Source organism: Streptomyces sp. NPDC020807 (assembly GCF_040641575.1).
Classification (GTDB): Bacteria; Actinomycetota; Actinomycetes; order Streptomycetales; family Streptomycetaceae; genus Streptomyces.
Window position 1 is genome coordinate 108,549 of the sequence record NZ_JBFADU010000002.1, and the last position, 16,761, is coordinate 125,309.

Annotated in this window: 16 protein-coding genes and 1 riboswitch; of the genes, 9 read left to right on the forward strand and 7 right to left on the reverse strand. The window is 70.7% G+C overall.

Annotated elements, in window-relative coordinates; translation table 11 throughout:
* Positions 1-99: 99 nt before the first annotated feature.
* Together nagA and AB0G79_RS03555 are read right to left on the reverse strand one after the other, a co-directional pair.
* Positions 100-1,245 carry an N-acetylglucosamine-6-phosphate deacetylase gene (gene nagA / locus AB0G79_RS03550; RefSeq protein ID WP_360799487.1) on the reverse strand — a complete coding sequence of 382 codons (1,146 nt, stop codon included), beginning with the start codon at positions 1,243-1,245 and terminating at the stop codon, positions 100-102.
* A complete protein-coding gene (locus AB0G79_RS03555) occupies positions 1,245-2,267 on the reverse strand; it encodes an ROK family protein (protein ID WP_360799490.1) in 1,023 nt (340 codons plus the stop codon). The genes nagA and AB0G79_RS03555 overlap by 1 nt, the downstream gene beginning before the upstream one ends.
* Positions 2,268-2,452: 185 nt before the next feature.
* On the opposite strand from AB0G79_RS03555, the gene AB0G79_RS03560 reads away from it, so the two are divergent.
* The 3 genes from AB0G79_RS03560 (at position 2,453) to otsB (ending at position 4,983) form a co-directional block, all read left to right on the forward strand.
* A complete protein-coding gene (locus AB0G79_RS03560) occupies positions 2,453-3,772 on the forward strand; it encodes an extracellular solute-binding protein (RefSeq protein ID WP_360799493.1) in 1,320 nt (439 codons plus the stop codon).
* 12 nt (positions 3,773-3,784) lie between these two features.
* Entirely contained in the window at positions 3,785-4,078 is a 294-nt protein-coding gene (locus tag AB0G79_RS03565) for a DUF3263 domain-containing protein (RefSeq protein ID WP_360799496.1), read from the forward strand.
* A 62-nt stretch (positions 4,079-4,140) separates the two neighbouring features.
* Complete coding sequence (otsB, locus tag AB0G79_RS03570; protein ID WP_360799499.1) at positions 4,141-4,983, forward strand: trehalose-phosphatase; 843 nt, start codon at positions 4,141-4,143, stop codon at positions 4,981-4,983.
* A 110-nt stretch (positions 4,984-5,093) separates the two neighbouring features.
* Here the strand turns inward: otsB and AB0G79_RS03575 are convergent, their stop codons facing one another.
* Complete coding sequence (locus tag AB0G79_RS03575) at positions 5,094-7,412, reverse strand: immune inhibitor A domain-containing protein (protein WP_360799502.1); 2,319 nt, start codon at positions 7,410-7,412, stop codon at positions 5,094-5,096.
* 222 nt (positions 7,413-7,634) lie between these two features.
* Here AB0G79_RS03575 and AB0G79_RS03580 point away from each other — a divergent pair, with 222 nt between their 5' ends.
* Entirely contained in the window at positions 7,635-8,210 is a 576-nt protein-coding gene (locus tag AB0G79_RS03580) for a Uma2 family endonuclease (RefSeq protein WP_360799505.1), read from the forward strand.
* Between the two features lie 11 nt (positions 8,211-8,221).
* On the opposite strand, the gene AB0G79_RS03585 is transcribed toward AB0G79_RS03580, so the two are convergent.
* The 3 genes from AB0G79_RS03585 to AB0G79_RS03595 all read right to left on the reverse strand — a co-directional run bounded on the left by AB0G79_RS03585 (position 8,222) and on the right by AB0G79_RS03595 (position 11,018).
* Entirely contained in the window at positions 8,222-9,583 is a 1,362-nt protein-coding gene (locus AB0G79_RS03585; protein WP_360799508.1) for a trehalose-6-phosphate synthase, read from the reverse strand.
* Positions 9,584-9,679: 96 nt separating this feature from the next.
* Complete coding sequence (locus AB0G79_RS03590; RefSeq protein ID WP_360799511.1) at positions 9,680-9,889, reverse strand: hypothetical protein; 210 nt, start codon at positions 9,887-9,889, stop codon at positions 9,680-9,682.
* A gap of 187 nt (positions 9,890-10,076) precedes the next feature.
* Positions 10,077-11,018, reverse strand: a complete 942-nt coding sequence (locus AB0G79_RS03595; protein WP_360799514.1) for a glucosyl-3-phosphoglycerate synthase — start codon at positions 11,016-11,018, stop codon at positions 10,077-10,079.
* A 120-nt stretch (positions 11,019-11,138) separates the two neighbouring features.
* Positions 11,139-11,283, forward strand: a riboswitch (SAM riboswitch).
* Here AB0G79_RS03595 and thrC point away from each other — a divergent pair.
* From thrC to AB0G79_RS03620, 5 genes are all read left to right on the forward strand, one after another.
* Positions 11,277-12,617: a threonine synthase gene (gene thrC / locus AB0G79_RS03600; protein WP_360800559.1), complete on the forward strand. Its 1,341-nt coding sequence runs from the start codon at positions 11,277-11,279 to the stop codon at positions 12,615-12,617. Its footprint overlaps the riboswitch before it by 7 nt.
* A 38-nt stretch (positions 12,618-12,655) precedes the next feature.
* On the forward strand, positions 12,656-12,931 hold the full coding sequence (locus tag AB0G79_RS03605; protein ID WP_360799517.1) for a MoaD/ThiS family protein: 276 nt from the start codon (positions 12,656-12,658) through the stop codon (positions 12,929-12,931).
* 400 nt (positions 12,932-13,331) lie between these two features.
* Positions 13,332-13,535: a cold-shock protein gene (locus tag AB0G79_RS03610; RefSeq protein ID WP_015035246.1), complete on the forward strand. Its 204-nt coding sequence runs from the start codon at positions 13,332-13,334 to the stop codon at positions 13,533-13,535.
* Between the two features lie 357 nt (positions 13,536-13,892).
* On the forward strand, positions 13,893-15,521 hold the full coding sequence (gene groL, locus AB0G79_RS03615) for a chaperonin GroEL (RefSeq protein WP_360799520.1): 1,629 nt from the start codon (positions 13,893-13,895) through the stop codon (positions 15,519-15,521).
* A 139-nt stretch (positions 15,522-15,660) separates the two neighbouring features.
* Complete coding sequence (locus AB0G79_RS03620; RefSeq protein ID WP_360799523.1) at positions 15,661-16,134, forward strand: SRPBCC domain-containing protein; 474 nt, start codon at positions 15,661-15,663, stop codon at positions 16,132-16,134.
* A gap of 2 nt (positions 16,135-16,136) precedes the next feature.
* Here AB0G79_RS03620 and AB0G79_RS03625 read toward each other — a convergent pair whose 3' ends face one another.
* Positions 16,137-16,748, reverse strand: a complete 612-nt coding sequence (locus AB0G79_RS03625) for a GNAT family N-acetyltransferase (protein ID WP_360799526.1) — start codon at positions 16,746-16,748, stop codon at positions 16,137-16,139.
* Between the last annotated feature and the right edge of the window lie 13 nt (positions 16,749-16,761).

The following is a 16,761-nucleotide window of genomic DNA, read 5'->3' on the forward strand; positions in this document are numbered from 1 at the left end:
GCTGTCCACCCTCCGTGTGCCGATACGTGACGGGCACCGATCATGCCAAAGGAACGGCGGGCGGCCCAGACCTGTGACCGCCTGCCGTTCCCGCGCTGTTCACGCCTTCGTCGGGTCGACGATCCACTCGCCCTTGCGCATGACGCCCTTCAGGGTGAACTCCGCGTCCAGGACGACGACGTCCGCGTCCTTGCCGGGCTCCAGGGAGCCGACCCGGTCGTACACGCCGAGCAGCCGCGCCGGGTTGGCGGAGATCGCCTGGACGACCGACTCGACGGGGAGGCCGTCGATCGTCGCGGCGCGCTTGAAGGCGCGGTCGAGGGTGAGGGTCGAGCCCGCGATGGAGCCGCCCTCGACGAGGCGGGCGACGCTGTCCTTCACCTCGACCTCCATCGGGCCGAGCATGTAGGTGCCGTCGCCGAAGCCGGCCGCGTCCATCGCGTCGGTGATGAAGGCGACCCGCTCGGCGCCCGCGTGGTGGAAGGCGAGCTCCAGGGCGGCGGGGTGGAGGTGCGTGCCGTCGTTGATGAGCTCGACGGTGATCCGCGGGTCTTCCAGGAGCGCGGCGATGGGGCCGGGCGCGCGGTGCCCGAGGCCGGGCATCGCGTTGAAGAGGTGGGTGGCGACGGTGGCGCCCGCGTCGATCGCGGCGACCGTCTGCTCGTACGTCGCGTCGGTGTGTCCGATCGCGGCGATCACGCCGTGCTCGGCGAGGAGCCGCACGGAGTCGATGCCGCCCGGCAGCTCGGTGGCGAGGGTGACCATCTTGGCCTGGCCGCGGCCGGCCTCGACGAGCTTGCGGACGTCGGCGGGGTGCGGGTCGCGCAGCAGCGTCTCGTCGTGGGCGCCCTTGCGGCAGGGGGAGATGAACGGGCCCTCGAAGTGGAGGCCGGCGATGTCGCCCTGCTCGGCGAGCTCGGAGAGGAGCCCGGCGCGCTGGACGAGGAAGTCCATGTCGCCGGTGACGAAGGAGGCGACGACGGTGGTGGTGCCGTGCAGGCGGTGGGTGTGGACGCCCTTGAGGACGTCCTCGACCGTGCCGGAGGTGAAGGAGCCGCCGCCACCGCCGTGGTTGTGCATGTCGACGAAGCCGGGGACGAGCCAGTGGCCGGTGAGGTCGATCGTCTCGGCGCTCTCGGGTGCCGCGCCCGCGATGCGGTCGCCGTCGACGATCACGCGTCCGTTCTCGACGATCCCTGTGGGCAGCACGACGTGTGCGCCGGCGAGAACCTTGTGATCGGCCATCAGGCGGAAACCTCCGAGTCGGTGGGGCGCTGGGCGTGCTGGTCGGCCCGGGCGGCCTGGTCGTGCTGACCGGCCTGGTCGTGCCGGTCGTGCTCGCCTTGCCGGGCTGCGAGCAGGTCCCAGGCGAGGAGGCCGGCTCCCAGGCATCCGGCGGTGTCCCCGAGGGCCGCCGGGACGATGGCGGGCAGCTTCTGGAACGTGACCCGTTCCTCCACCGCGGCCCGAAGTGGTGTGAACAAGGTTTCCCCGGCTTCGGCCAGTCCGCCACCGATGATGAGGGTGCGGGGGTCGAGGAGGGTGAGCGCGGTGACGAGCCCGTCGGCGAGCGCGTCGACGGCCTCCTGCCAGATGCGGGTGGCGAGCGGGTCGCCGGAGACGACGGCCTTCGCGCAGTCGGCGGCGTCGGCCTCGGGGTCGCCGCAGGCGGTGGCCCAGGCGAGGGAGACCGCGGAGGCGGAGGCGTACCGCTCCAGGCAGCCGCGCTGGCCGCAGCTGCACTCGATGCCGCCGGGGCGGACCACGATGTGGCCGATCTCGCCGGCGTAGCCGTGGGCGCCGGTCTCGATGCGGTCGGCGATCCCGATGGCCCCGGCGATGCCGGTGCCGAGGGGGATGAAGAGGAAGCGGTCGGCGCCGTTGCCCGCGCCGATCCGCCCTTCGGCGAGTCCGCCGGTGCGCACGTCGTGGCCGAGGGCGACGGGGACGCCGTCGAGCCGCTCGCTGAGGAGGGCGCGCAGGGGTACGTCACGCCAGCCGAGGTTGGCGGAGTAGGCGGCGATGCCGTTCGCGTCGTCGACGATGCCGGGTACGGCGACTCCGGCCGCGGCGGCGGGCTCGCCGTACCGCTCCTGGCCCAGGGCGCGGAGCTCGGCGGCGAAGCCGAGGATGGTCTCGATGACCGCCTCGGCGCCGCGCTCGCGCCCGGTGGCGCGACGGGCCTCGTGGAGCAGGGTGCCGTCCGCCCCGACGAGGGCGGCCTTCATGCCGGTGCCGCCCACATCCAGGGCGATGACGTGTTTCACGTGGAACAGTCTGTCGCGCGGGGACCCGATAGGTCTAGTCCACTGCCGAGGATTGTTGCGTTCGGATACAAATTCGGGACCCTCCTCCGTAGGGGTGGTGGGCCCATGGTCCCGTCGGCGTTGCGGAAGCGATACCCGAGTGGACTAGACCTCTTGTGTGCGGTCGGGGGAGACTGACGGCCGCAATGACGACGCTCAACGACGAGCAGCCGAGCAAAGAGGTGGGACAAGCCGTGAAGCGGCGACGATTCCTTGGACTGACCGCGGCCGCCGCCGCCCTCGGACTGACCGCGACGGTCTCCGGGTGCGGCGTCCTCGGAGGCGACTCCGGGCCCGTGACCCTGAGACTGGTCGCCGCCGACTACGACCTCACCGGCGGGGACACCACCAAGAAGTACTGGAACGACCTCGTCGCCGCCTACGAGGCCACCCACCCCGACGTCAAGGTCGAGGTCAGCGTCGAGTCCTGGACCGACGTCGACCGCAAGGTCGCCGAGATGGTCAAGGCGGGCGACGCCCCCGACATCGCTCAGATCGGCGCCTACGCCGACTACGCCGCCGACGGCAAGCTCTACCCCGCCGACGACCTGCTCTCCATCCCGGTCCAGGCCAACTTCCTCCCGCCGCTCGCCGCCGCCGGGGAGACCGACCGCGTCCAGTACGGCCTGCCGTTCGTCGCCTCCACCCGCACGCTCTTCTACAACAAGGCCCTCTTCGCCTCGGCCAAGGCCACGCCCCCCACCACCTGGGCCGAGCTGGCCACCGCCGCGAGGAAGCTCAAGGACGACGGCGTCCGCACCCCCTTCGCGCTGCCCCTCGGCCCCGAGGAGGCCCAGGCCGAGGCCATGATGTGGCTGCTCAGCGGCGGGGGCGGCTGGACCGACTTCAGCGACCGGTACGCCGTCGACTCGGCGCCGAACGTCGCCACCTTCGACTGGCTGAAGACCGAGCTCGTCGGCAAGGGCCTCACCGGCCCCGTCGCCCCCGGCAAGCTCGACCGCAAGGCCGCGTTCGCCTCCTTCGCCGCCGGCGACGTCGGCATGCTCAACGGCCACCCCTCGCTGCTCAAGGAGGCCGCGAAGAAGGGCGTCCAGATCGGCCAGGTCCCGCTGCCCGGCATCGACGGCAAGCCCGAGACCTCCATGGGTGTCGCCGACTGGATCATGGGCTTCAAGGAGAACGGCCACCGGGCGGAGATCGGCTCCTTCCTCGACTTCGTCTTCAGCGACGAGAACGTCCTGAAGTTCGCCGGGGACAACGACCTGCTGCCCGTCACGGTCAGCGCCTCCACCACCATGGAGAGCGACCCGAAGTACGCGCACCTGCACGAGTTCCTCGCCGCCCTGCCGGACGCGCAGCTCCCGCCGGTCGGCAAGACCTCCTGGGCGACGGTCAGCGACACGGTCAAGCGCAACATCGGCAAGGCGGTGACCCCGGCGGGCCGCCCGGCGGAGGTCCTCGCGCAGATCGGACAGGCGGCGACGGCGGCGGAGGCCGCCGAGTAATAGGTTGAGCGTATGAGCGAAGAGACGGCGGGGGACTCCTGGGGGACGGCGGGGGACTCCCGTGGGGCGGCGGGGGACTCCCACGGGCTCGGCGCACGCGAACGAGCCCTCCTCGCCCTCGAACGCCGCTCCTGGCCCGGCCCCGGCGCCAAGGAGCGGGCCGTGCGCGAACGCCTCGGGCTCTCCCCGACGCTCTACTACCAGCTCCTCAACGCCCTCCTGGACGACCCCAGGGCGCTGGCCCACGACCCCGTGACGGTGAACCGCCTGAGACGGGTGAGGGAGGAGCGGCGGGGGAAGCGGTAGAGGCGTACGGGATGACCCCGGTCACGCTGACGTGAGCGACGACCCTCGCTAGGGTCGTGGACATGGTCACCAGCCTTCCGCATCCGACCAACAGTTCCGGCCGCGAGGGCCTCGCGGCCCTCCTCGCGCGCCCTTCCGAAGCCGTCGTCGCCCTCGACTTCGACGGCACCCTCGCCGAGATCGTCCCCGATCCCGAGCGGGCCCGCGCCCACCCCGGCGCGGTCGAGGCGCTCGCCGCCCTCGCCCCCGAGGTCCGCTCCGTCGTCGTCGTGACCGGCAGACCCGCCGGGGTCGCCGTCCGGTACGGCGGCTTCGCCGGCGTCCCCGGCCTCGAACACCTCACCGTCCTCGGCCACTACGGCGCCGAGCGCTGGGACGCGGTCACCGGCACCGTACGGGCGGCGGCCCCGCACCCCGGCGTCGCCTCGGTCCGCGCCGAGCTCCCCGGCTTCCTCGACCGCCTCGGGGCGTGGCCGGGCGTCTGGATCGAGGAGAAGGGCCGCGCGGTCGCGGTCCACACCCGCCGCGCCCAGGCGCCCGAGGCCGCCTTCGAGGCCCTCAAGGCCCCCCTCGGCGACCTCGCCGCCCATCACGGCCTGGTCCTGGAGCCGGGCCGCATGGTCCTGGAGCTTAGGCCCCCCGGCATGGACAAGGGCGTGGCGCTCGGGAAGTTCCTCCGGGAGGCGGGCGCGGGCTCCGTCCTCTACGCGGGCGACGACCTGGGCGACCTGCCGGCCTTCGCGGCGGTGGAGAAGCTCCGCTCGGACGGCATGCCGGGCCTGCTGGTGTGCAGCGGCTCGACGGAGGTCGAGGAGCTCGCGGAGCGCGCGGACGTGGCGGTGGACGGCCCACCGGGCGTGGTCGCGCTCCTCACGGAACTGGCGAGGGCGGTGCGGGAGCCCTGACGGTACCGACGGGGGCGGTACGAGAGCTGCCCTGACGGTACCGACGAGGGCGGTACGGGAGCCCTGGGGCCCCGTACCGCCCTCGCGGTCGTGCTGCCGGTCGCCCTGGATCAGTGGGCGGCGGCCGGGTTGACCACGCTGATGGTCAGGTCGTCGCCGGCGTCACCGGTGACGGTGACACGGACGCCGTGGCCCGCGACCTTCACGCTGGCCTGGGGGGCCGTCGTGTCGTAGTAGGCGTTCGGGTTCGTGTCGTCGAAGACCGGGATGCCCGCGACGGAGGGGGCGCAGGCCGCCAGCGTCTCGACGGTCTTGTTGCCGCCCTTGCCGACCAGGACCTCCTTGTGGAGGCAGGTGGCGTCGGTCGCCTCGAGGCCGAAGGTGGCGTCGAAGGGCTGACGGCGGTTGGTGGGCGCGGTCCCGTCGGCGTACGTGAACGGGGCCGGGCGGGCGTCGACGGCCATCGCCGAGCCGCCACCGGGGTGGTTGCTGACGTTGTTGTCGTCGAAGGAGCGGTCGACGTACCAGACCAGCATGCCGTTCTGGTAGCGGAACCACTCGACCCAGTCGGGCGCGGTGACGCCCTTGCTGAACTGGTACGGGCCCTCGGCGAGGAGCGCGTCGGAGCCGACGTACTCGCGGTTCTCGACGAGGTAGTACCGGGGGGACGTGGCGGTCTCGGTGCCGGTGGAGATCTTCCAGCGGCCCTGCGGGGTCCAGCCGTTGGTGCCGTTCTCGACGTCGTCGCCCAGCAGGCTCGTACCGCCGCTGCTCAGGCTGATGTCGTCGAGGAAGGCGCCGGCGAAGTGGACGCCGCCGTCGGACTGGTAGCGGAAGCGGAACAGGGACGGCTTGCCGGCGGAGTCGTACGTGAACCGGAGGGTCGTCCACTTGCCGGCGGAGGAGCCGGAGACGGCGTCGCCCGCGCGGGCCCAGGTGGTGCCGCCGTCGAGGGAGTACTCGGCGAAGAGGTAGTCGTAGTCCGCCTCGATCTCGTACCAGGCGGACGCCTTGACGGTGACGCGCGGGGCGGCCGGGACGGAGCGGGTGAGCGACTGGTTGAGCCCGTCGGCCGAGCCGGTCCACCAGGCGTGCGTGCCCGAGGCGGGCGCGGTGTAGGTGGTGCTGCTCGTCTTGTCCGGGAGCGCGACGCGGACGGCCTGGTCCTTGCCGGTGACCTGGAGCTGCGCCGGGTTCAGGGTGTACGTGCCGGAGGCGCCGAGCGGGGCGTCGGAGTAGTCCAGCCAGCCGAGGAAGAGCTTCTCCTCGGCGCCCATGAGGCCCGGGTGGGTGCCGATGCCCGCGTTGGCGGCGGCGCCGTGGCTGAGCCACGAGCCGGAGCTCATGAGGGTCCAGAAGGCGGTGGAGTTCTCGCCGCCGTCGGTGTCGTAGTAGTCCGGCAGGCCGAGGTCGTGGCCGAACTCGTGGCAGAAGACGCCGAGTCCGCCGTTCTCGCCCTCGGTGGTGTAGTCGCCGAGCCAGTACTTGGACTGGCCGATGCGGGCGCCGCCGCCCTTGTTCTGGGTGCCGGCCACGTCGGGGCCGGTGAGGCCGTAGTCGTCGCCGTTCACGAACCAGCGGTGCGACCAGATGGCGTCCTCGCCCTGGGCGCCGCCGCCGGCGTCCTCGCCCATGCCGGCGTGGACGGCCTGGAAGTGGTCGATGTAGCCGTCGGGCTCGTCGAAGTTCCCGTCGTGGTCCCAGTCGTTGCGGTCCCAGACGTCGAACTGGGCGAGGTGGGCGTCGATCTCGGCGGGCGTCTTGCCGGCCGCGATCTGGGCGTTCCACCACGCGTCGCCGGTGTCCTGGATGAAGGCCCACGAGCCGCCGGTGTCCTCGACGGCGTTGTCGCCGTAGAAGGAGGCGTTGTGGGGGACCTTGACCCAGTCCTCGACGACGTTGGAGACGGAGTAGCGGCCGTTGGAGAGCTTCTCGTAGTACGTCTTCATCGACTCGCCGGAGCCGTTGAAGAGGTTCTCGTAGTACCCCTTGTCGAAGTCGGCGGTCCAGGCGTTGGAGTTGTCCACGCCGCGGTCCGGCCGGGGTATCTCGTTGTGGAGCGGGCCGGGAACGGTGCCGAGCTTGCCCGACCCCTCGGTCCCGAACTCGGAGAGGATCGTGAAGATCTTCTCCTGCCGGTCGGCGGTCGTGGTCTCGGTCTCCACGAACTTGCCGTCGGCGACCTCGACGACGCCGTCGGCGTTCGCCCTGGCCTTGCCCTTGGCGATCAGGTCGATCGCCTTCTCGCGCAGCTCGGTGCGCTGCTTGGTGAGCGGCCCGGGCCGGTTGTCGGACCGGTGGGCCTTGGCCCCCGCCGCCGACCCGACCCCGCCGTCCCGTGCTTCCTGCGCGACGGCGGGCGTGAGCCCGGCGGCGAGGAGTGCGGTGAGCGCCGACCCGAGGGTCATGCCCACGACAATCTTCTTCACGTGTGTCGCGATCCTTCCGCTTGCCTCATGCGTCTGATGCGCTGCGTGCGCGCCATGGGGAGAAACGGATCGCCTGGGGGAACGATCGAAGCGGAGTCTGACACGACTCGACCCCTCAGGAGGAGAGGGCCGTACCGATAACCGACAGGGATTTACCGCTCACGGGTCACGGGTCACGTGTCCACTACGCTGGGAGACTCCCCGCGGTGCTTGGAGGAAGCCGTGACCGCCGAACTCCCCGACTGGATGATCCCGCCCCGGCCGAGCGGCTGGGAGGCGGACGACCTCGATCACCTTCCTCAGGCCCCTCGGCACACCGAACTCATCGACGGGGCACTGATCTTCATGATGTCGCCGCAGCGCTCCTGGCACTCCCGGCTGGTGGAGAACCTGACCTTCGCCCTGCGGCAGGCCGCGCCGGCAGGGTTCGAGGCGGAGCGGGAGATGACCGTCCGGCTCGACAGGAAGAGCCGTCCCGAGCCCGACATCCTGGTGACCACGGCCTCGTACGACCCGGACCGCACGTGGTACGCGCCGGAGGACGTCGCCCTGGTCGTCGAGGTCGTCTCCGAGGAGTCGGCGGACCGCGACAGGTCCCTGAAGCCCTTCAAGTACGCGCAGGCCGGGATTCCCCACTTCTGGCGGGTGGAGGACGAGGCCGGCACCCCGGTGGTGCACACGTACGAGCTCGACACCATGACCCGCACCTACGTCCCGACCGGGATTCACCGAGGCCGTCTGGACGTCTCCGTCCCCTTCACGGTCACGCTGGACGTCGACGGCCTCGTTCCTCGCTGACCCGCCGGTTCTCAGCGGTCCCGCAGGGACGCCAGTTGGTTGAGGAACCAGCGCTGGGGCGGGAAGGCGGTGGCGGCGGACGCGAGGCGCCGGGTGCGGTCCTTGCGCTCGGCGGGGGGCATCGTCAGGGCCCGGTGGAGGGCTTCCGCCGTGGCCGTGACGTCGAAGGGGTTCACCGTCAGGGCGTCCTCGTGGAGTTCCTCGTACGCGCCCGCCTCCGTGGAGAGCACCAGGGCGCAGCCCTCCTCCGAGACCACCGGTATCTCCTTCGCCACCAGGTTCATGCCGTCCCGCACCGGGTTCACCAGCGCCACGTCCGCCAGGCGGTACGCCGCCAGCGAGCGGGTGAAGTCGTCCTTCACCGAGACCAGGACCGGCTGCCAGTCCGCCGTGCCGAATTCGGAGTTGATCGCGTCCGCCAGGTCCCGGACCGCCTGCGTGTACGCCCGGTACGACTCCAGGTCCTGGCGCGACGGGTACGCCGACGCCAGGTGGACCACCTTCTCCCGCCACTCCGGGCGGGTCGTGAGCAGCTCGCGGTAGGCCAGCAGGCCCCTCAGGATGTTCTTCGAGAGTTCCGTGCGGTCCACGCGCACGATCGTCCTGCGCGGGCCGATCTCGGCCCGGAGCTCCGCGAGCCGCGCGTCCACCTCGGGAGTGTGGGCCATCTTCCTGAGGTCGTCCGCGTCCACCCCCAGCGGGTGGACCGCCACGTGCGTCCCCGACAGGCCCGGCTGCTCCGCGCAGGCCCGGAACTCCTTCGCCCACGCCCGCGTGTGGAAGCCCAGCTCGTCCGCGCCCAGCATCCCCCGCAGCAGCTCCTCGCGGATGTCGTCCGGGAGCATGCGCAGGTACGCGGGCGAAGCCCACGGCGTGTGCGTGAAGTGCGCGATCCTGAGGTCCGGGCGGGCCTTCCTGAGCTGCCCCGGGACCAGCGCCAGGTGGTAGTCCTGGACCAGGACGGCCGCCCCGTGCGCCGCCTCGGCCGCCAGGGCCTCCGTGAACGCCTCGTTGTACGCGCGGTACGACTCCCACTGGCGTCGGAACTCCGCGTCGAAGACCGGCTCGCGCGGGACGTCGTACAGGTGGTGGTGCAGGAACCACAGCACCGAGTTCGCGATGCCGTTGTACGCGTCCGCGTAGACCTCGGGCGGGATGTCCAGCATCCGTACGCCCGGTTCGGCGACGCCACGGCTCACCGCCTCCCGGTCGGCCTCGCTCAGCGCCGCGCACACCCACAGGTTGTCCGGGGAGCTGATGCCGCTCAGAGCCGACGCCAGGCCGCCTCCGCCTTTGCGGGCGTCCAGTCCTCCGTCGTCCTGGAGCTTGTACGAGACCGGGCCACGGTTGGATGCCACGAGAACGGTAGCCATATGGCGAACCTAGCCCGTCCCGTAAACGCTCAAACGTACGTATACGAGACGGGCTGATTCGGCCACCGGGAGTCACCGGAGCCGGCCGGTCACTCGTCAGTCGCGACGGCCGCGCATCGCCGCCTTCGCCACCGCGCCCATCGCCGCGAGCGCCACGCCCAGCGCGCCGAGCAGCCACAGCCGCTCGCCGTTCCTGCCCGTCTCCGCCATCTGCCCGCCGGAACCGCCCTGCGGACCGGGGGCCGGGGGAGGCGGCGGGGACGTGCGCGAGGACGTCGGCTGATACGTCGGGTGGGTCGGGTTCACCGATGCCGTCGATGCCGATGCAGTCGGAGACACCGATGCGCTGGGGGACACGAAGGCGAAGGCGAGCGTGGCGGCGGCGAGACCGGTCGCCGCCGCTGCTCCCGGAAAACGTCTACTTCTTCTCTCATGCCCTTCTTGTGTACTGCACATAAGGGGGCAATATAGGCAAAACGGATCTCCTGATGGGCTACGCCACGCGGCGGTGCGCGTACTCCGCGATCTCCGCCATCGGGGGCCGCTCCTCCGTGTCCACGTCGTACGTCCGCGGGACGAAGCCCTCGTCGCCCCGCTCGAACTGCGTCAGGCGGGGGCGCACGAGGTGCCCGCGGGAGAGCCGCAGCTGTGCCGTCCGGTAGATCGCCGCCGCCATCCGGCCCAGCGCCTGCCCGTCCTGGTGGCGGTGCTTGCGCACGCCCACGTCGACCTGCGCGAGGCCGTCCAGGCCCACCGTGTGCAGCGCGTCGACGAGGAGCCCCAGCTCCACTCCGTAACCGACGGGGAAGGGGAGGCGTTCCAGGAGCTCGCGCCGCGCCGCGTACTCGCCGCCCAGCGGCTGCACGAAACCGGCCAGCTGCGGCCAGTGGAGATTGAGGAGCGGACGCGCCACCAGCTCGGTGACCCGGCCGCCCTGACCTGGCGTGTCCCCGAAAGGACGGTCGTACATCGCCTTCACGAAGGACACGTCGGGGTCGGTCAGGAGCGGGCCCACGATGCCCGTCACGAAGTCCGCCGAGAAGTCCCTCAGGTCCGCGTCGACGAAGCAGACCACGTCCCCGCTCGTCACCATCAGTGACCGCCACAGGACCTCGCCCTTGCCCGGCACGGCCGGGACCCGGGGGAGGATCTCGTCCCGCGCCACGACCCGCGCGCCGGCCGCCGCGGCGACCTCGGCCGTACGGTCGGTGGAGCCCGAGTCGATCACCACGAGCTCGTCGACGAGGGGCACGGACGGGCTCATCAGCTCGCGGCGGATGACGGCGACGATGTCGCCGACCGTGGCCTCCTCGTCGAGCGCGGGCAGCACGACGCTGACCTTCGTGTTGCGCTTGGCGGCGAGGATGCGCTCCATCGGTCGGTCGGCCACGGACCAGGACCGCCGGGCCAGCCAGCGCTCCACCTCTTCCAGCACGTGATCTCCATCTCGCGGTACGGACGGCCCGTCCGAGCACCCAGGCCTTCGGTTACAGTCTTGAGCAACGCGGATCTCCGATGCACGTCGGGGTGCCGACCGCGTTCCACAATCGAATACCGCTCATCCAGAGGGGCAGAGGGAAACGGCCCGTTGAAGCCCCGGCAACCCTCCAGTCGGTTTGTCTCGTTCTCGCGAGGCCCCCGGCTAGGGAAGGTGCCAAATCCGTCGCATGGCGAAAAATTCGTCATGCGAAAGATGAGGAGAAAGGGCCTCGCCTCCATGGCTGCACAGACCGTCGCACCCGCTGTCACCGACACCACCGAAGCCGATTCAGCTTCCACCGTCGACCTCGGCCCCGCTTCCGGACTCTCCTGTCGCGAATGCGGCGAGGTCTTCGCCCTCGGTCCGATTTTCGCCTGTGAGCTGTGTTTCGGACCGCTCGAAGTCGCGTACGACCTTCCCACCGGCGACCCCGAGGCGCTGCGCAAGCAGATCGAGGCCGGCCCCGCCAACATCTGGCGCTACGCCCCGCTGCTGCCCGTCCCGGCCGACGTCGCCGAGAAGCCGAACCTGAACCCCGGCTGGACCAAGCTCGTCCAGGCCGACAACCTCGCCCGCGAGCTCGGCGTCGCCCCCGGCAAGCTCTTCGTCAAGGACGACTCCGGCAACCCGACCCACTCCTTCAAGGACCGGGTCGTCGCCCAGGCGCTCGAAGCCGCCCGCGCCTTCGGCTTCACCACCCTCTCCTGCTCCTCCACCGGCAACCTGGCCGGCGCCGTCGGCGCCGCCGCCGCCCGCGCCGGCTTCCGCTCCTGCGTCTTCATCCCGCACGACCTGGAGCAGGGCAAGGTCGTCATGGCCGCCGTCTACGGCGGTGACCTCGTCGGCATCGAGGGCAACTACGACGACGTCAACCGCTTCTGCTCGGAGCTCATCGGCGACCCGCTCGGCGAGGGCTGGGGCTTCGTGAACGTCAACCTCCGCCCGTACTACGGCGAGGGCTCCAAGACGCTCGCGTACGAGATCTGCGAGCAGCTCGGCTGGGTCATCCCGGACCAGCTCGTCATCCCGATCGCCTCCGGCTCGCAGCTCACGAAGATTGACAAGGGTCTCCAGGAGCTCATCAAGCTGGGCCTCGTCGAGGACAAGCCGTACAAGATCTTCGGCGCGCAGGCCGAGGGCTGCTCCCCGGTCTCGGCCGCCTTCAAGGCCGGCCACGACGTCGTCCGCCCGCAGAAGCCGAACACGATCGCCAAGTCGCTCGCGATCGGCAACCCGGCCGACGGCCCGTACGTCCTCGACATCGCCCGCCGCACCGGCGGCGCCGTGGAGGACGTGAACGACGAGCAGGTCGTCGACGCGATCAAGCTGCTCGCGCAGACCGAGGGCATCTTCGCGGAGACCGCCGGCGGCGTGACCGTCGGCGTGACCAGGAAGCTCGTGGAGGCCGGTCTCATCGACCCCGAGCTCACGACCGTCGTCCTCAACACCGGTGACGGCCTCAAGACCCTGGACGCGGTGGCCGAGACCTCGCAGGCGACCGCCACCATCCGCCCGAGCCTGGACGCGTTCCGCGACGCGGGCCTGGCCCACTGATTCCGCGCTCCGCAAGCGTCGCCGAGAGGTACGAAGACATGGCCGTGAACGTCCGCATCCCCACCATCCTCCGCACCTACACGGGCGGGCGGTCCGAGGTCCAGGCCGAGGGCGCGACCCTCGCCGAGGTCATCGCCGACCTGGAGAAGAACCACACGGGCATCGCCGCCCGCGTCCTGGACGACCAGGGCAAGCTGCGCCGCTTCGTGAACGTGTACGTGAACGACGACGACGTGCGGTTCGAGCAGGGCCTGGAGACGGCCACGCCGGCCGGCGCGGGCGTCTCGATCATCCCGGCCGTCGCCGGCGGCTGATCACTTCCGAGTCGTTCCGAGTTTCGTGAATTGCCCCTTCCGCGCCATAAAGCGGAAGGGGCAATTCTGCATGGTTGAGCGGGGTAGAGTTGGGGAAGTCCCCTCCGCTGCCCGTGCCGCCCGCATATGAGAATGCGTCCCCGCACGTCTGGAAGCAGCCAAACTGCGTGAGCGTTGTGTACGTTCTGCGCGTTTTGCCGGGCCCGACTTGCCCCGGAAGTCCGGGGATTATCCCCAATTCCCCTTTCCGTCGTGCCCAGAATTCTCGCCCGAATGGCCTGTTGCACAGGGCAGTTGGGCAGATACATTCAGCGGCGGTCGACGCGTTCCGGCGCAGGGTCTGACCCGGGTTCCGCGAAGTGCGGGGCCCGCGCAAGGGCCAGTAATAGGGGAGTTAGGCATGGCTCAGGGCACCGTCAAGTGGTTCAACGCGGAGAAGGGCTACGGCTTCATCGCGGTCGACGGTGGTGCGGATGTTTTCGTCCACTACAGCGCGATCCAGATGGATGGCTACCGCAGCCTCGAAGAGGGACAGCGAGTCGAGTTCGAGATCTCGCAGGGCCAGAAGGGTCCGCAGGCGGACATGGTCAAGCTCGCCGTCTGAGCGCGGCGCGATCGGCCACCGACGCAACGCCGTCGAGGGGCCCGCATCCCTGAGGGGATACGGGCCCCTCACGCGTTCCCGGGGACGTACGCCCTCCGCGCGTGAGGCCGTCCCGACCCCTCCCGTGACTCCGTCCCGATCCTCGTCCCGATCGTCGAGAGTCGCTTGCACTCTCCTAGGGCGAGTGCTAATCATTGGCGTTAGCACTCGGAAGGTGAGAGTGCTACGAGGATCGGGCAGACGAGGTCGCCGTCCGGGTGGGGCAAGGAACCACGCGGAGTCACGGAGGCCGTCCGTCGCGGGCGTCGGCGCGGTCCTGGAGCGTTATCCACCCCATGTCCGGGAGGACCACTTCACATGGCCAAGATCATCGCGTTCGACGAGGAGGCCCGGCGCGGTCTCGAGCGCGGCATGAACCAGCTCGCTGACGCCGTCAAGGTCACCCTCGGCCCCAAGGGCCGCAACGTCGTCCTCGAGAAGAAGTGGGGCGCCCCCACGATCACCAACGATGGTGTCTCCATCGCCAAGGAGATCGAGCTCGAGGACCCGTACGAGAAGATCGGCGCCGAGCTGGTCAAGGAAGTCGCCAAGAAGACGGACGACGTCGCCGGCGACGGTACGACCACCGCCACCGTCCTCGCCCAGGCTCTCGTCCGCGAGGGCCTCCGCAACGTCGCCGCCGGTGCCAACCCGATGGCCCTCAAGCGCGGCATCGAGAAGGCCGTCGAGGCCGTCTCCGGCGCCCTGCTCGAGCAGGCGAAGGATGTCGAGACCAAGGAGCAGATCGCTTCCACGGCCTCCATCTCCGCCGCCGACACCCAGATCGGCGAGCTCATCGCCGAGGCGATGGACAAGGTCGGCAAGGAAGGCGTCATCACCGTCGAGGAGTCCCAGACCTTCGGTCTGGAGCTGGAGCTCACCGAGGGCATGCGCTTCGACAAGGGCTACATCTCGGCGTACTTCGCCACCGACATGGAGCGCATGGAGTCGTCCCTCGACGACCCGTACCTCCTCATCGTCAACTCCAAGATCTCCTCCGTGAAGGACCTCCTTCCGCTCCTGGAGAAGGTCATGCAGTCGGGCAAGCCGCTGCTGATCATCGCCGAGGACGTCGAGGGCGAGGCCCTGTCGACCCTGGTCGTCAACAAGATCCGCGGCACCTTCAAGTCCGTCGCGGTCAAGGCCCCGGGCTTCGGCGACCGTCGCAAGGCCATGCTGAACGACATCGCCATCCTCACCGGCGGCACGGTCATCTCCGAGGAGGTCGGCCTCAAGCTGGAGAACGCGGGCCTCGACCTGCTGGGCCGCGCCCGCAAGGTCGTCATCACCAAGGACGAGACCACCATCGTCGACGGTGCCGGTGACAGCGAGCAGGTCGCCGGTCGCGTGAACCAGATCCGCGCCGAGATCGAGAACTCCGACTCGGACTACGACCGCGAGAAGCTCCAGGAGCGCCTCGCGAAGCTGGCCGGCGGCGTGGCCGTCATCAAGGCCGGTGCCGCGACCGAGGTCGAGCTCAAGGAGCGCAAGCACCGCATCGAGGACGCCGTTCGCAACGCGAAGGCGGCCGTCGAGGAGGGCATCGTCGCCGGCGGTGGCGTCGCCCTGCTCCAGGCCTCCTCGGTCTTCGAGAAGCTCGAGGGCGACCTCTCGGGCGACGAGGCCACGGGCGCCGCGATCGTGAAGCTGGCCCTCGAGGCCCCGCTGAAGCAGATCGCCGTCAACGCCGGTCTCGAGGGTGGCGTCGTGGCGGAGAAGGTCCGCAACCTGCCCGTCGGCCACGGCCTGAACGCCGCGACCAACGAGTACGTCGACCTCATCGCCGAGGGCATCATCGACCCGGCGAAGGTCACGCGCTCCGCGCTGCAGAACGCCGCGTCGATCGCCGCGCTGTTCCTCACCACCGAGGCCGTCATCGCCGACAAGCCGGAGAAGGCGGGCGCGCCCGCCGGCGGCGGCATGCCGGGCGGTGACATGGACTTCTGATCCTGACGGATCGGACGTTCATCGCAGGACACGGTCCCTCGCGGGACCAGGACCGAGGGCGGCACTCCCACAGGGGGTGCCGCCCTCGGGCGTTCAGTGGATCCTGGAGGTGTACGCGCCTCGGGAAGGGATCCGTGTCATGGTCACGCTGCTGACGACACCGTCCGACCGGGAGCTGGTCGTCACCAGCACCTTCGACGCCCCGCCGGGCCGCCTCTGGGAGGCGTGGACGCGCCCCGAGCAGGTGCGGGAGTGGTACGGCTCCACGGCGCTGACCACGACGGTCGTCGACGTCGACCTGCGGGCGGGCGGCGCCTGGCGCTGGGGGCAGACCGCCCCGGACGGACAGGAGATCGTCTTCTCCGGTACGTACGAGGAGGTCGTCCCCGTCGAGCGGCTCGACTACACGGAGGTCTTCGAGCAGATGCCGGACGCGGAGCCGGTCCGCGTCACCCTCACCTTCGACGCGACCCCCGACGGCGGGACGGCGCTGACCAGCACGTCGGTCTGGCCCTCGAACGAGATCAGGGACCAGGCGCTCGCGGCGGGGATGGAGGCGGGCGTACGGGAGCAGTACGACCGGCTCGCGGCGTATCTGAAGGGGGAGGCCTGAGGCTACGGCCGGCGGGCCTCGCGCCACATCGACCACAGCTTCGGGCCGCCGCCGGGCAGGCGGAGCTCCTCGCGCACGGCGAAGCCGAAGTGCGCGTAGAAGGGGAGGTTGCTCTCCTTCGAGGACTCCAGGTAGACGGGCAGGCCCGCCGCGTCGGCCTGGGCGAGGCCGGAGCGCAGGAGCGCGGCGCCGTGGCCCTGGCCCTGGGCGGCCGGGTCGGCGCCTATGACGGCCAGGAACCAGTGCGGCTCCTTCGGGGTGTGGGCCTCGGAGGCGGCGACGGCCTCGCCGAAGAGGGGTGCGCGGTCGCCGAGGATGGCGGTCAGTTCGGCGATGGTCCCGGCGTCGGGCGCGGCCTTCTCGGCGGCCTCGGCCGGAACCCAGAACGCCGCCGCGGACTCGGTGAGTTCGCAGACGGCGTTCTGGGCGTACTGGCGGGTGAAGAGGGTGCCGAAGTAGCGGGCGAGCGTCTCCTCGCGGGTGTCCGCGTCGGGGAAGAAGAACGCCATCATCGGGTCGTCGTGGAAGGCGCGGGCCAGCGGGCGGCTGACGGAGGCGGCGTCGTCGAGGGTGGCCGTTTTCGGGGCGTTGGGGCTGTTAGTCGTCTTTGACATGCGGCCATTGTGC